Source organism: Spongiactinospora gelatinilytica (assembly GCF_003236385.1).
Taxonomy (GTDB): Bacteria; Actinomycetota; Actinomycetes; order Streptosporangiales; family Streptosporangiaceae; genus Spongiactinospora; species Spongiactinospora gelatinilytica.
On sequence record NZ_POUA01000215.1, the window covers coordinates 1 to 12,945 of the forward strand.

General features: G+C 70.6%; 18 protein-coding genes. 7 read left to right on the forward strand and 11 right to left on the reverse strand.

The features are described from left to right. Positions 1–430 (reverse strand): diacylglycerol/lipid kinase family protein (locus tag C1I98_RS24230; protein ID WP_199537173.1); only part of this gene is annotated, 430 nt, incomplete at its 3' end. A 112-nt stretch (positions 431–542) separates the two neighbouring features. On the opposite strand from C1I98_RS24230, the gene C1I98_RS24235 reads away from it, so the two are divergent. From C1I98_RS24235 to C1I98_RS24245, 3 genes are read left to right on the forward strand one after another with little or no spacing between them, the layout of a single operon-like run. Next, positions 543–1,133 carry an ArsR/SmtB family transcription factor gene (locus C1I98_RS24235; protein WP_111169740.1) on the forward strand — a complete coding sequence of 197 codons (591 nt, stop codon included), beginning with the start codon at positions 543–545 and terminating at the stop codon, positions 1,131–1,133. Beyond that, complete coding sequence (locus C1I98_RS24240; RefSeq protein WP_111169727.1) at positions 1,130–1,870, forward strand: SRPBCC family protein; 741 nt, start codon at positions 1,130–1,132, stop codon at positions 1,868–1,870. The genes C1I98_RS24235 and C1I98_RS24240 overlap by 4 nt, the downstream gene beginning before the upstream one ends. A gap of 9 nt (positions 1,871–1,879) precedes the next feature. After that, the gene (locus C1I98_RS24245; RefSeq protein ID WP_111169728.1) at positions 1,880–2,263 is read left to right on the forward strand and encodes a hypothetical protein; all 384 of its coding nucleotides are present in this window, start codon (positions 1,880–1,882) and stop codon (positions 2,261–2,263) included. Positions 2,264–2,309: 46 nt separating this feature from the next. On the opposite strand, the gene C1I98_RS24250 is transcribed toward C1I98_RS24245, so the two are convergent. The 3 genes from C1I98_RS24250 to sodN all read right to left on the reverse strand — a co-directional run bounded on the left by C1I98_RS24250 (position 2,310) and on the right by sodN (position 4,109). Then, positions 2,310–3,089: an RNA polymerase sigma factor SigF gene (locus tag C1I98_RS24250; RefSeq protein WP_199537174.1), complete on the reverse strand. Its 780-nt coding sequence runs from the start codon at positions 3,087–3,089 to the stop codon at positions 2,310–2,312. 17 nt (positions 3,090–3,106) lie between these two features. After that, positions 3,107–3,532, reverse strand: a complete 426-nt coding sequence (locus C1I98_RS24255; RefSeq protein ID WP_111169741.1) for an ATP-binding protein — start codon at positions 3,530–3,532, stop codon at positions 3,107–3,109. A gap of 175 nt (positions 3,533–3,707) precedes the next feature. Continuing rightward, a complete protein-coding gene (sodN, locus tag C1I98_RS24260) occupies positions 3,708–4,109 on the reverse strand; it encodes a superoxide dismutase, Ni (protein ID WP_111169730.1) in 402 nt (133 codons plus the stop codon). 17 nt (positions 4,110–4,126) lie between these two features. On the opposite strand from sodN, the gene C1I98_RS24265 reads away from it, so the two are divergent. Further along, entirely contained in the window at positions 4,127–4,501 is a 375-nt protein-coding gene (locus C1I98_RS24265) for a S24/S26 family peptidase (protein ID WP_199537175.1), read from the forward strand. 35 nt (positions 4,502–4,536) lie between these two features. Here C1I98_RS24265 and C1I98_RS24270 read toward each other — a convergent pair whose 3' ends face one another. From C1I98_RS24270 to C1I98_RS24285, 4 genes are all read right to left on the reverse strand, one after another. Further along, positions 4,537–5,070 (reverse strand): CGNR zinc finger domain-containing protein, encoded by a 534-nt coding sequence (locus tag C1I98_RS24270; RefSeq protein WP_111169732.1) that lies wholly within the window; start codon positions 5,068–5,070, stop codon positions 4,537–4,539. A 74-nt stretch (positions 5,071–5,144) separates the two neighbouring features. Next, positions 5,145–5,903, reverse strand: coding sequence for an amino acid ABC transporter ATP-binding protein (locus C1I98_RS24275; RefSeq protein WP_111169733.1), 759 nt, complete (start codon positions 5,901–5,903; stop codon positions 5,145–5,147). Continuing rightward, positions 5,900–6,760, reverse strand: coding sequence for an amino acid ABC transporter permease (locus tag C1I98_RS24280; RefSeq protein WP_233508137.1), 861 nt, complete (start codon positions 6,758–6,760; stop codon positions 5,900–5,902). The genes C1I98_RS24275 and C1I98_RS24280 overlap by 4 nt, the downstream gene beginning before the upstream one ends. After that, complete coding sequence (locus C1I98_RS24285; protein WP_199537176.1) at positions 6,718–7,572, reverse strand: ABC transporter substrate-binding protein; 855 nt, start codon at positions 7,570–7,572, stop codon at positions 6,718–6,720. Before C1I98_RS24285 ends, C1I98_RS24280 begins: the two co-directional genes overlap by 43 nt. Positions 7,573–7,923: 351 nt before the next feature. Between C1I98_RS24285 and C1I98_RS24290 the strand changes: the two genes are divergently transcribed. After that, on the forward strand, positions 7,924–9,120 hold the full coding sequence (locus C1I98_RS24290) for an NAD(P)-dependent malic enzyme (protein ID WP_199537178.1): 1,197 nt from the start codon (positions 7,924–7,926) through the stop codon (positions 9,118–9,120). A gap of 17 nt (positions 9,121–9,137) precedes the next feature. On the opposite strand, the gene C1I98_RS24295 is transcribed toward C1I98_RS24290, so the two are convergent. Continuing rightward, the gene (locus C1I98_RS24295; RefSeq protein WP_111169736.1) at positions 9,138–9,650 is read right to left on the reverse strand and encodes a pyridoxamine 5'-phosphate oxidase family protein; all 513 of its coding nucleotides are present in this window, start codon (positions 9,648–9,650) and stop codon (positions 9,138–9,140) included. 19 nt (positions 9,651–9,669) lie between these two features. Beyond that, positions 9,670–10,326 carry a DUF899 domain-containing protein gene (locus C1I98_RS24300; RefSeq protein WP_111169737.1) on the reverse strand — a complete coding sequence of 219 codons (657 nt, stop codon included), beginning with the start codon at positions 10,324–10,326 and terminating at the stop codon, positions 9,670–9,672. 101 nt (positions 10,327–10,427) lie between these two features. Between C1I98_RS24300 and C1I98_RS24305 the strand changes: the two genes are divergently transcribed. Both C1I98_RS24305 and C1I98_RS24310 read left to right on the forward strand, forming a co-directional pair. After that, positions 10,428–10,979 carry a winged helix-turn-helix transcriptional regulator gene (locus C1I98_RS24305; protein WP_111169738.1) on the forward strand — a complete coding sequence of 184 codons (552 nt, stop codon included), beginning with the start codon at positions 10,428–10,430 and terminating at the stop codon, positions 10,977–10,979. 221 nt (positions 10,980–11,200) lie between these two features. Continuing rightward, entirely contained in the window at positions 11,201–12,559 is a 1,359-nt protein-coding gene (locus C1I98_RS24310) for an NsdA family TPR-like regulatory protein (protein ID WP_111169739.1), read from the forward strand. 9 nt (positions 12,560–12,568) lie between these two features. On the opposite strand, the gene C1I98_RS24315 is transcribed toward C1I98_RS24310, so the two are convergent. Continuing rightward, on the reverse strand, positions 12,569–12,945 hold a 377-nt coding region (locus tag C1I98_RS24315), incomplete at its 5' end, for a TetR-like C-terminal domain-containing protein (protein WP_199537177.1).

Consider the following 12,945-nt stretch of genomic DNA (forward strand, 5'->3'; position numbering starts at 1 on the left):
GCCCCACCACCCGGCGGCGGCCCTCGCGCAGCGCCTCCAGCACCGCCCCGGTCGCCTGTACCGGGTCATTGGGCAGCCCCAGGGCCCGCGCGAACACGTTGGCGCTCCCGCCGGGGATCACGATCAGTCCCGGCCGCTCGTCGGCACCACCACCGAGACCACCACCACCGCCGTTACCGCCGCCGACCCGACCGTTGATCGGGTTGAGCAGCCCGTTGACCGCCTCGTTGATCGTCCCGTCGCCGCCCAGCACGGCCACCGCGTCAAAGCCCTTGGCATGCGCGGTCGCGGCCAGCGTCGCCGCGTGCCCCCGGTATCCGGTCTCCTCCACCGACAGATCCACCGCCGCGCCCAGCGCCCGGATCAGCACATCACGGGTGCGCGCGTTCGTGGTCGTGGCCTTGGGGTTCACCAGGAGCATGGCTCGCACCCCGCCAGCGTATCCATTTGCCGCTATATGTCGTCCGGCTACCCGCGAAGGTGCGCGCCATCGGATCGACGAGTGTATTGACAGGAAAATTTGTCTAATGGAGGATGGGCGCATGGCACGCAGGAGGCTGCTGGACGAGCCGGAGCGGTTGCGACAGGCGCTCTCGCCGTTGCGGCGGCGGATTCTGGCGCGGCTGCGCACGCCCGGCTCGGCGGCGCAGCTCGCCGGGGAGTTCGAGATGCCCCGCCAGCGGGTCGGCTACCACCTGCGTGAGCTGGAGGCGCAGGGCCTGGTCGAGCTGGTGGAGGAGCGGCGCAGGCGCGGGTTCGTGGAGCGGGTGCTGCGGGCGACCGCCGAGGCGTACGTGGTCGATCCCGATGTGCTGGGCGGGCGCGGCGAGGGTGCGGTGGCCGGGCTGGACCGCCACGCGGCCGAGCACCTGGTGGCAGTGGCGGCGCAGCTCGTGCGCGACGTGACCCGTATGCAGACGGCGGCCGAGCAGGCGGATGTCCGGCTGCTGACGTTCACCCTGGAGAGCGAGGTCCGGTTCGCCGCGCCGGGCGACGTCCACCGGTTCGCCGACGCCCTGGCCGCCGCGCTGGGCGAGGTCGTGGCGGCATTCGACACGCCGGGTGGCCGGCCGTACCGGATCATGGGCGCCGGCCACCCGGCGCCCGCAGACCCCCAAGGAGCGGACACATGACAGTACGCATAGAGGTCACCATCGGCGCGCCGCCCGACCAGGTGTGGCGGGCGCTGCGTGACCCCGAGCTGATCCGGCGCTGGCACGGATGGCACTTCGGCGAGGCGGGATCCGGCTTGGACGAGGAGATCCGCCTCATCTATGTCGACCATGTCCCGGAAGAGGACCCGGAGGGGCGCGTGCTGGTCCTCCAGGACAGCGACCGGTTCACCCTGCACGAGACGGCAGACGGCGGCACGCTCGTGCGGATCACCCGCGCGCCGCGCGGCGCCAACCCCGACTGGGACGCCTACTACGACGACATCACCGAAGGCTGGACCGCGTTCTTGACCCAGCTCCGCTTCGGCGTCGAACGGCACGGGCTGGCAGAGCGGCGCACGGTCGCACTGACCGGGGCGCTGCGCGATCCAGCGGCCTCGATGCTGGACGCGCTCGGGCTCGGCGCGGTGGCGGACCTGCCCGTGGGCTCGCCCTACAAGGCCGAGGCCGTGCCCGGCGACGTGCTGGAGGGCGAGGTCTACGCCGTGGCCGGGCACCAGCGGGCGCTCACCGTCGCCGGTTTCGGCGACGGCCTGCTCCTGGTCGGCGGCCGCGGCGGCATCGGCGCGCTGCTCACCCTGTACGGCACGCCCGACGACAGGTTCGGCGACATCGAACACCGCTGGACATCATGGTGGGAGACCGTGAAAACGCCGGATGACGGCGCTGGAGCGGAGACCGAGGGGCCCGGGCAGTAGGCTCGGCGCGTGTCGAAGCGTCCGCTGAGCTTGGTGGTTGCCGCCGTCATGGTGGCGGTGGAAGGGCTCGTCGCCCTGGTGCTCGGAGGTTACGTCGGTGTCATGACGGTGGTCGGCAAGCCGTCGGACCTGGTGACCTCGATCGTCGTCGCGGCGTTCGGCCTGCTGGCCGGCGCCGGGCTGCTGTGGGTGGGCTGGGGACTGTTCACCGGGCAGCGGTGGGGACGGGCACCAGGGGTGCTCACCCAGATCTTCGCGTTGCCCGTGGCGATCACGCTGATCCAGTCGGGGCAGGCCGCGCCGGGCATCCCGCTCGCCGCCGTGGCGGTGATCGGGCTCGGCGGACTGTTCGCGCCGCCCACCACGCAGGCGCTGTTCGGCGACGACCGCTGACGCCCCTGGCCGCGGGCCGAGTCGTTCAGCGGTACCGGGCCGTCGGTCAGTCGTCGGCGGTGAGCCCCTCGCGGAGCTGGGCCAGCGTACGGGCCAGCAGCCGCGAGACGTGCATCTGTGAGATGCCCAGCTCGGTGGCGATCTGCGACTGTGTCATGTTGCCGAAGAAGCGCAGCAGCAGGATGCGCTTCTCGCGCGGCGGCAGCCGTTCGAGCAGCGGCTTCAGCGACTCGCGGTATTCGACGCCTTCGAGCGAGTCGTCCACGATGCCGAGCGAGTCGGCCACCGCGGGCGCGTCGTCGTCGCCGGAGTCGGGGGCGTCGAGGGAGACGGTGGAGTAGGCGTTGGCCGACTCCAGGCCCTCAAGCACCTCCTCCTCGCTCATCTGCAGGTGGGCGGCCAGCTCGCCGACGGTCGGCGCGCGGCCCTCGCGCTGGGACAGCTCGCTGATCGCCTTGGTCAGCGACAGCTTCAGCTCCTGCAGGCGGCGCGGGACCCGCACCGCCCAGCCCTTGTCGCGGAAGTGCCGCTTGATCTCGCCCACGATCGTCGGCGTCGCGTAGGTGGAGAACTCCACTCCGCGGGCCAGGTCGAAGCGGTCGATCGACTTGATCAGCCCGATGGTGGCGACCTGCGTCAGGTCGTCCAGCCACTCGCCGCGGTTGCGGAAGCGCCTGGCCAGGTACTCCACCAACGGCAGGTGCAACTCCACCAGCTCGTCGCGGATGCGCTGCCGGCGCGGCTCCTCGGGAGCCAGCTCGGCCAGCTCGGCGAAGAGGGTCCGGGCACGGACCCTGTCGGGCACCGCGTCCTCTCCGGCCGCCATGGCACGTGTCCTTTCCGTCACGCCGGCCTCGCCACGCCTCGGCGTTTACGCAGCACGATGGCCATGCGGTCGGGGTAGTCGGTCACCGCGTCGACGTCGTCGGCCAGCGCCGTCAGCACCATCCACGCGAAGTCGTCGCGCTTGGGCACCGTGCTGCCGACCGTGTTGACCTGGACGCTGACCTGCATCTCCTGCCCCGTCAGCTCGAACTCGGCGGTCAGGTCGGTGCCGGGCACGGCCTGGCTGAGCAGCATGGCGCACGCCTCGTCCACCGCTATCCGCAGATCTTCGATCTCATCGAGCGTGAAGTCAAGCCGCGCGGCCAACCCGGCGGTGGCCGTACGTAGAACGGACAGGTAGGCACTCGCGGCGGGCAGCCGGACACTGACCACGTCGCGAATCCCGGACCTGCCTTCCACACGCGTCTCGGTTTCCTCTGTCACGTTCCTCCTCACGCCGGTGGCGTGCATCGCCGCTGACTGCAACTTACCGCCCCCGGAGACCACTTGGCGGCCTGAGACTCGCGATCATGGCAAAATGCTGAGGCCCCGTGTGATGTCTCATCACACGGGGCCCATCTGCCCATGATCGGGCATTGTCCTAGCAGATCACCGCAACTCAGGCGGCCTTGGTCTCCCAGAAGATCTTCGAGATGTCGTCGATCTTTCCGAGCAGGTCCTCGGCCTTGGACACCTCAACGGTGCCCTTGGCGCCCGCGGCCCCGGCGAGCTTGGTGGCCTCCCAGAAAAGCTGGTGCAACTGCGGGTAGGCCTCCAGGTGCGGCGGCTTGAAATAGTCGGTCCACAGCACCCACAGGTGGTGCTTGACCAGCTCGGCCCGCTCCTCCTTGATGGTCAGCGCGCGGGCGCGGAAGACCGGGTCGTCGTTGGCCGCGTACTTCTCCATGATCGCCTTGACCGACTCGGCCTCGATACGGGCCTGCGCCGGGTCGTAGACCCCGCACGGCAGGTCGCAGTGCGCGGATGCCACGTGCTTGGGTCGCAGCAGTCGTGCGAGCATCGGAATTTCCTTCCTCGATGCTGATATCAGCATGGTCCGGTTACCGACCTTACTCGGCTAGATTCGCCCCGCGCGGGAGGGGGGTTGGCGTCGTGAGAGTGCGTGTCGAAGGGGATTCCATGCTGCCGGGACTGCGCCCGGGAGACTGGTTGCTGGTACGGCGGGGCGCCGTCGTACGCCCCGGTGACGTGGTGGTCGCCCGGCTGCCGGGCGACGAGGCGCGGTTGATCGTGAAACGGGCCGCCTGGCGCGAAAAGGACGGCGGCTGGTGGCTGGAGAGCGACAACCAGTGCGCCTCCGGCCGCCGCGACAGCTGGGACTTCGGGCCGCTGCCGCCGGTGCTGCTGGTCGGGCGCGTCGTGCTGCGCTACTGGCCGCCGGGACGCAGATGAGCCCCCCGGGGCCCCGCTGAGCCCCTGAGGGCGGCTCAGACGGCCACCCGGCGCTTGCGGGCCCGATAAGCCGCGACGTTCGCGCGGCTGGCGCAGCGTTCGGAACAGTAGCGCCTGGAGCGGTTGGAGGAGGTGTCCAGGAAGGCCCGGCGGCACGGCGCCGCGTCGCACAGCCCCAGCCGGTCCACGCCGAGGTCGGTGACCAGCGCGGCCAGGCCCATGACGCAGCCCACGGCGTACTGGTCGGCGATCCCGCCGTCCTCGTTGAGGTGCAGGTGCCAGCGCTGGCCGTCGTGCCCGGAGATCAGCGGGTGGACCGGATGGCGGATCAGCAGCGCGTTCAGCCGCGCAACTGCGTCGTCCTCCTCACCCGCGTCGGCGGACTCGAAGACGGCCACCAGCTCGGCGCGCAGCGCGCGCATCGCCTCCAGATCGGCGCGGGTGGCCCGCGCGGCCCGGGCCCCGCGCCCGGACTCGCCCAGCAGCAGGCGAAGGCCCGCCAGGCTCTCCAGCCGGTCGGCTCCGTTGACGAGCAGCACGGCCAGCTCGGCGTACTTGGTCAGATCCACAGTGACCCTGTTGGTTGACGGTAATAGACGATGGACCAGTCGAGTATTACACGCTTGCCGAACGCCGTCGGTTGTCAAGCGCCGTCTGTGTCGACGTGGGTCGGGTTGAGCACCCGCCGCAGGAACGTACGCGTGCGCTCGTGCCGCGGCGCGCCGATGACCTGCCCGGGCGGGCCCTCCTCCACGATCGTCCCGCCGTCCATGAACACCACGCGGTCGGCGACCTCGCGGGCGAACGCCATCTCGTGGGTCACCACCAGCATGGTCATGCCCTCCTCCGCCAACTGCCGCATCACCGTCAGCACGTCCCCGACCAGCTCCGGGTCCAGCGCCGAGGTCGGCTCGTCGAACAGCATCAGCGCGGGGTTCATCGCCAGCGCCCGCGCGATGGCCACCCGCTGCTGCTGCCCGCCGGAGAGCTGCGCCGGGTAGGCGTCGGCCTTGTCGGCCAGCCCGACCCGCGCGAGGTCGGTTCTTGCCACCGACTCGGCCTCGGCGCGGCTGCGGCGCAGCACCCGCTCCTGGGCGATCGTCACGTTGCGCAGCGCCGTCAGGTGCGGGAACAGGTTGAACTGCTGGAACACCATCCCGACCCGGCGGCGGGCGGCGTCGATGTCGACGTCGGGGTCGGTGAGTTCCACACCGTCCACGAAGACCTTTCCGGACGTCGGCCGCTCCAGCAGGTTCACGCACCGCAGCAGCGTGGACTTGCCCGAGCCGGAGGGGCCGATCACGCACACCACCTGCCCGGACTCCACGGTGAAGTCGATTCCCCGCAGCACTTCGAGCTTCCCGAAGCACTTGTGCAGGTCGCGGATCTCCACGTCGCTCATCGGCCGTCCCGCCTCGCTTCCAGCCGCCGCGCCAGGTATCCGAGCGGGATGGTGATGATCAGGTACGTGATCCCCGAGACCAGGATCGGCGTCGGGCTGGCGAACGTCGAGGACTGGTCGTTGCCGAACTTCGCCAATTCCACCTGACCCGCCGTGACGCCCAGGAAGAGCACCAGCGAGGAGTCCTTGAACAGCAGGACCAGCTCGTTGGTGAGCGGCGGGATGACGATCCTGATCGCCTGCGGGATGACGATGCTGATCATCGCCCGCATGTACGGCATGCCGAGCGAGCGCGCCGCCTCCATCTGCCCCTTCGGCACCGCCTGAATCCCGGCGCGGAAGGTCTCGGCCATGTACGACGCCGAGACCAGGCCGAGGCCGAGCGCGGCCATGCCGTACACGCCGCCGGGCAGCCAGAAGCTCGGGAAGGCCAGCGGCAGCGCGCTGATCATCAGGAAGATGACCAGCGCGGGCAGCCCGCGGAAGACCTCGACGTAGACCGCCGCGATCCACCGGTAGGGGGCGACCGGCGACAGTCGCATCAGCGCGAGCAGCAGGCCGAGCGCGAACCCCAGCGCGAACCCGGTGAACGTGTAGATGACCGTGTTCTTCAGCGCGACCGTGAACAGCTCCGGCAGGCCCTCCGCGGCCACCTCGGCGTTCAGGAACGCCTGCCGGATGGCCGGCCAGTCGGCGAGCAGGGCCAGCGCCACGATCGCCGCGACCAGGATCGCGTACTGCACGCCGCGGCTGATCCGCTGCCGCTCGCGGGGGCTGAGCCGGGCCCGTGCCGCCGGCTCGGCCCCTGGGACCGTCATGTGCCGGTCGGCGACGGCGAGGGCACGGTGGCGATCCACTTCTGGTAGATCTTGTCGTACGTGCCATCGGCCCTCGCCTGCTTGATGACCTCGTCCACGACCTTCTTCAGCGCGGTGTTGCCCTTCTTCATCCCGATGCCGTACTGCTCACCGGTGTTCAGGTTGGCGACCAGCTCGAACTTCGCCGCGACCTCCGGCTTCTTCAGCCAGGTCGTCACCACCGCGTAGTCCTGGATGATCACGTCGGCCTGGCCGGTCTGCAGGCCCAGCAGTTCCTTGGGGGAGTCGGCGAACTCGATCGGGTCGAACCCCTGCTGCCTGGCGTACTCCAGGCCGGTGGTGGACGCCTGCGCGCCCAGCGTCAGGCCCTTGGCCTTGACGTCGGCCAGCGCGGTCACCCCGCTGCCCTTCTTGGCCATCAGCGCCTGGGTGGCGTCGAAGTAGGGCACCGAGAAGGCCAGGTTCTTCTCCCGGTCAGGGGTGATCGTCATGCCGGCCGCGGCCAGGTCGCACCGGTTGGAGTTGAGCGCCGCGCCGCTCTTGATGGCGGCGAAGTCGATGTCGATGATCTCCTGGGGCACCCCGAGCCGCTTGGCGGCCAGGTCGACGATGTCCACGTCGAAACCGACCACCTTTTGGCCCTGCTTGAACTGGAAGGGCTCGTAGGGCACGTTCGTACAGGTGGTGAGCTTGCCTTGGGACACGAGCCGGACCCCCTCGGGCCCGCCCGCGCCGCCTCCGTCCGACGAGCCGCACCCGGCCAGCAGCAACGCGGACGCGAGCGCCGCGGCTCCGGCGGTCATGGTACGGCGGCGCGCCGCCGTCCAAGGGCGCGAGGGCCAGGGAGCCATGAGCGGCCTCCTCTATGGATTGACCAGTTTGCGGTAATAAGGGCAGGCCAAGGCCCTTTTGGGAAATTCCTACTGTTCGGTTAGTTTGTTGTCAACTGTCCGGAGTCAACACGACAGTCAAGCCTTACCTCCTGGTTCGGACTCATGCCCCCTGCGACGGCCCGGCTCACAACGTGTGGCACAATCGAGCGACGGGTGACCCCCGTGCCCCCTCCCACGAGACCACCGCGATCGAGCGGCCGTTTTCCCGGCGCCTACCAAGCCAGGGGATCTTCGCTGCGCGGTGCCCGTCGAAGACCTGTCCGTCTGACTCCAGGGGTCGCAGTGGCCGTCACGCCATCCTCCGTTTCCATCACCACCTCACCGGAACCGTCCACGCCGAGCCTCGACGCGCTCGACGCCGATCCGGCCTTCGCGCTGCACCGCGGCGGCAAGCTGGAGGTCCGCTCCTCCGTGCCGGTCCGCGACGCCGACGACCTCGCGCTCGCCTACACGCCGGGCGTGGCCAGGGTCTGCACCGCGATCGCCGAGAACCCGGCGCTGGCCGCCGACTACACCTGGGTGTCCCGGGTGGTCGCCGTCGTGTCCGACGGCACCGCCGTACTCGGGCTCGGCGACATCGGCCCCGCCGCCGCCATGCCGGTGATGGAGGGCAAGGCGCTGCTGTTCAAGGAGTTCGCCGGGGTCGACGCCGTGCCGATCTGCCTGGACTGCACGGGCGTGGAGGAGCTGGTGGAGACCGTCGCGCGGCTCGCGCCGTCCTTCGGCGGGATCAACCTGGAGGACATCAGCGCCCCCCGCTGCTTCGAGGTCGAAGACCGCCTGCGCGAGCGGCTGGACATCCCGGTCTTCCACGACGACCAGCACGGCACCGCCATCGTCGTGCTCGCCGCCCTCCAGAACGCCGCCCGCCTCACCGGCCGCTCGCTCGGTGACCTGCGCGCGGTCGTGGCCGGGGCCGGCGCGTCCGGGGTCGCGGTCTCCCGCATCCTGCTCAACGCGGGCATCGGCGACATCGCGGTCGCCGACTCCAAGGGCCTGATCCACGAGGGCCGCGCCGGGCTCAACTCGGTCAAGAGCGCCCTGGCCGCCGACACCAACCGCGCGGGCCTGCGGGGCACGACCGAAGACGCCCTGGCCGGGGCCGACGTCTTCATCGGCCTGTCCGGCTCGACGGTCGCCGAGCAGGCCATCGCGGGCATGGCGGCCGACTCCATCGTCTTCGCGCTGTCCAACCCGACGCCCGAGGTTCACCCCGACGCCGCCCGCCGGCACGCCCGCGTCGTGGCCACCGGCCGCTCCGACTTCCCCAACCAGATCAACAACGTCCTGGCCTTCCCCGGCGTCTTCCGCGGCGCGCTCGACGTCCGGGCCCACACGATCACCGAGAACATGAAGGTGGCCGCGGCCGACGCGCTGGCCGCCGTCGTGGGCGATGCCGTATCTGCCGACTACGTCATCCCGAGCCCGTTCGACCAGCGGGTCGCCCCGGCCGTCACCGCCGCCGTGGCGGACCAGGCCCGCCGCGACGGCGTCGCCCGGGCCTGACGGGCCCTCTCGGCCGGTCAGAAGCGCCAGCGGGTCGCGGTCAGGCCGTCCGGGCCGTACCCGAAGGCGCGGGCCGGGGTGACCCGGTAGAAGACGTACTCCGGCGAGCCGGGCAGGCCGTCGTCGTACGCCGCGTCGCCGCGCAGCGCGAAGTGCCACTGGTACTCGGCGGCGAAGGCGTCGGCGATCCGCCGCCGCCCGGCGGCGTCCGGCACGCGGGCGGCCACGCCTTCGAGCACCAGGTCCAGGTCCGGCGTGGCGGCGGTGAGCACGCAGTGCCCGCTGCCGCCGAGGTTCCTGGCCTTGCGCGAGGCCGGGCGGGTGGCGAAGCAGGCCGCGTCGTCCACCCACACCACCAGCACCGGCATGGCGTGCGGCCTCCCGTCGGGCCGCACGGTGGACAGCCACGCCTTCGGCGCGCTCTCCAGGCACCGCCGCGCCTGGGCCCACGGCTTCACGGTCGCGGGGTCGGTGCTCATCGGGGTCGCGTCGGCCTCGCCGAACAGCAGCTCTGCGGTGGGTCGCGGCATGGTCCACCCTCCGTTCAGGTCAGGAGACGTCGTACTCGTCGTGCAGCCGCCACCACGCGTAGGGTTCGGACTGCGGCCATCCGTCAGGTGAGTCCTCCCAGGTCTCCCGCCGTCCGTACGGCGTCAGGTCGAGGAAGGTCCAGCCGCTTCCGAGGCGTTCCACTCCGCGTTCGGTTGTGAAGTAGGTCCGGTACACGTCGTCCCCGTCACGGAGGAAGACGTTCAGCGCGAAGCCGCCGTCCGGTGCCATGTCCCCGTTGAAGTCGCCGTCCAGCGCGGAGTACCACGGCAGGATCCAGCCCATGCGCCGCTTGAAGGGCGCGATCTCGGCCTGCGGTCCGTCGGAGACCAGCACGAGACGGGTGTCGCGGGCGTTCATCATGGCCGGATGCCCGACGTTGTCGGTGAACAGCGAGCACCCGGGGCAGTACTCCTGGGCGCCGTGCCACATGAAGGTGTAGACGATGAGCTGGCCGTACCCGCCGAACAGGCCCGGGAGGTCCACCGTGCCCCCCTCGCCGGCGAACCGGTACTCCTTGCCGACGCGGGCCATCGGCAGCCTGCGGCGTTCGGCGGCCAGGGCGTCCAGCTCGCGGGTGAGCGCCTTCTCCTTGACCAGCAGCGCGTCTCTCGCGGCCCACCACTCCTGCTCCGGCACTATCGGGGGTCGGTTCATGGGATCCTCCTCTTTGGCTTTCCTCAGGGAAGTCACTTGCTCATGCCACCCTAGCCCGACTGGCTTCCCTGAGGGAAGTCTTTCGGTAGTACGCTGGTCGTGTGCAGCGAACCAGCTTTGCGGAAATGGCCTGCTCGATCGCGCGCACCCTGGATGTCATCGGCGAGCCCTGGTCCCCGCTGATCCTGCGTGACGTCTACGTGGGTTTTTCCCGCTTCGACCAGATTCAGCGGGATCTGGGCATTTCCAGCAAGGTGCTGAGCGAGCGGCTCAAGGGCCTGGTGGACAACGGTGTGCTGGAGCGCAGGGAGTACTCCCGGCGGCCGCCCCGGTACGAGTACGCGCTCACCGAGAAGGGCCGGGAGCTGTGCGACCTGCTGCTGGTGATGGTGCGCTGGGGCGACCGGTGGACGGCGGGGGAGGCGGGCCCGCCCGTGCTCTACCGGCACCACGCCTGCGGCCGGATCTCCCATGTCGAGCTGCGCTGCTCGGAGTGCGGTGAGCCGATGCGGGCCACGGACATCGATGTACTGCCCGGTCCTGGCATGGCGGTCGCCGGCGCTGAGGCGACCGGTGCTGAGGCGGCCGGGGCTGGGGCGGCCGGTGACGATGGGCCGGATTCGCATGATCCCGGCCGATCCCCCACGATCTAGATCCACCTTGGACGATCAACGAACGTTTACTGGTTTCACCTTGATTTCAGGGAACGCGGCCAACTTGATGACTCTCCGTGCTATATTCAAAGCAATCCGTTACTTTGACGGCCTCGGAGTATGACGAGGCGGATCGTCAGTCGGCGTTGACCTCACCTGTCCATGGTGTAAGGGGCTTTCCTGGGGGCAGTCGGTCAACGGCCATGGCCGGAAGGAGACCCATGGAGCGTGAGCCCAACCGCGTTCTACAGCGGCTCATCGCCGAGTCGGGGTTCTCCCATAAGGGCCTGGCCCGCCATCTCAACGACCTGGGTACGGCCCGCGGTCTCGCCGGGCTGAAGTACGACCATAGTTCAGTGCTGCGATGGCTTGGGGGACAGCGCCCGCGCGACCCGGTTCCCGGTCTGCTGGCGGAGATCTTCGCCGCGCGGCTCGGCCGCGCCATGACCTCAGAGGATCTCGGCATGCCCGCCGTGTGCACCTCCCTTGACCTTGGGCAGGAGTTTTCCCTTAGTTGGCGGGAGGGTGTGGCGACCGTGACGGCACTCTGGCGGGCGGATGTGGAGAGGCGGAGGTTCCTCGTCGAGTCGACCTTCGCCGTCGGAGCCGGTTCGGCGGGCGCGCTGCGCTGGCTGACCCACCCGGCGGACGGCCGCCCGGCGGGCATGGGCGGCCGGGCCGTCGGGGCGGCCGACATCGCCTCGGTCCGCGAGGTGACCCGGGCGTTCGGCGAGCTCGACAACCGGTTCGGCGGCGGCCGGGTGCGCGCCGCCGTGGTCAAGTACCTCGACAGCGCGGTGACCCCACTGCTCAAGGACGGCTCCTACGGCGAGGCCACCGGCCGCGAGCTGGCCTCCGCCGTCGCCGAGCTGACCCGCCTGGCCGGCTGGATGGCCTACGACCTCGAACAGCACGGCCTGGCCCAGCGCTACCTCATTCAGGCGCTGCGGCTGGCCCGCGACGCCGAAGACCACGGCCTCGGCGGCGAGATCCTCGCCGGGCTCGGCCACCAGGCCGTCTACATCGGCCGCCCCGGCCACGCGCTCGACCTCGCCAGGGCCGCCCAGCTCGCCGCCCGCCGGGCCGGCCTCGGCACACTGCTCGCCGAAGGCCACGTCCTGGAGGCCCACGCGCACGCCCTGGCCGGCGACCGCGCCGCCTGCGGCAGTAGCCTCAACAACGCCGAGAAGGCGTTCGATCGCCGCTCCCCGGGCACCGAGCCCGAATGGCTGGCCTACTTCGACGAGGCCTACCTCGCGGCCAAGTTCGCCCACTGCTTCCGCGAGCTGGGCGACGGCCCGCAGACGGTCCGCCACGCCCGCCGTTCGCTGGAGATGGACGACCGCTACGTCAGGGGCAAGATGTTCAACCTCTCGCTGCTGTCGGCCGGCCTGGTCGACTGCGGCGACGTCGAGCAGGCGTGCGCCGTCGCCCAAAGCGCCCTCGACCTGGCCGACGGCCTCACCTCCACCCGCACCCGCACCTACATGGCCGACGTCCGCAAACGCCTGACCCCCTACGACGACACCCCGGCCGTCAAGTCCTTCACCGCCCGCACCAACGAGCTGGCCTCGGTCTAGGCGCTTCCGTCATGAGTGGAGATGGCCGCCGCTCATCACGTCCTGGCTGTGCGCGACCAGCGCCGGATAATCGGCGGCGATCCTGCCCAGCAGCGCCTCCACAGCGTGCTGCACGTCGTCCGCGCTGATCGCCGCGTGCCCGAACAGCGCCCGGTAGTGCACGAGTGACCCGAGCATGTCGAGGGCCAGGTCCCGGTCGATGTCGCCGCGCAGGTCGCCGCGCGCCTGCGCATTGTCGAGCATCCGCGCCACCGCGGCGCGCGGCGGGTCGAACAGCGTCCGCATGAAGGCGTCCCGCAGCTCCGGTACGGCCGAGCAGTCGGCGAACAGCGGCGCGAGCACCCCCGGCGGAATGCGGCGGCGCCGTCGGCGTGGTGTTCGTACGG

Bases quoted from the DNA above. Each gene is read 5' to 3' on its own strand.
- C1I98_RS24235 (WP_111169740.1), top strand. From the start codon at position 543: ATGGCACGCAGGAGGCTGCTGGACGAGCCGGAGCGGTTGCGACAGGCG.
- C1I98_RS24240 (WP_111169727.1), top strand. From the start codon at position 1,130: ATGACAGTACGCATAGAGGTCACCATCGGCGCGCCGCCCGACCAGGTG.
- C1I98_RS24250 (WP_199537174.1), bottom strand. From the start codon at position 3,089: ATGGCGGCCGGAGAGGACGCGGTGCCCGACAGGGTCCGTGCCCGGACC.
- sodN (WP_111169730.1), bottom strand. From the start codon at position 4,109: ATGCTCGCACGACTGCTGCGACCCAAGCACGTGGCATCCGCGCACTGC.
- C1I98_RS24265 (WP_199537175.1), top strand. From the start codon at position 4,127: ATGCTGATATCAGCATGGTCCGGTTACCGACCTTACTCGGCTAGATTC.
- C1I98_RS24275 (WP_111169733.1), bottom strand. From the start codon at position 5,903: ATGAGCGACGTGGAGATCCGCGACCTGCACAAGTGCTTCGGGAAGCTC.
- C1I98_RS24285 (WP_199537176.1), bottom strand. From the start codon at position 7,572: ATGGCTCCCTGGCCCTCGCGCCCTTGGACGGCGGCGCGCCGCCGTACC.
- C1I98_RS24295 (WP_111169736.1), bottom strand. From the start codon at position 9,650: ATGCCGCGACCCACCGCAGAGCTGCTGTTCGGCGAGGCCGACGCGACC.
- C1I98_RS24300 (WP_111169737.1), bottom strand. From the start codon at position 10,326: ATGAACCGACCCCCGATAGTGCCGGAGCAGGAGTGGTGGGCCGCGAGA.
- C1I98_RS24310 (WP_111169739.1), top strand. From the start codon at position 11,201: ATGGAGCGTGAGCCCAACCGCGTTCTACAGCGGCTCATCGCCGAGTCG.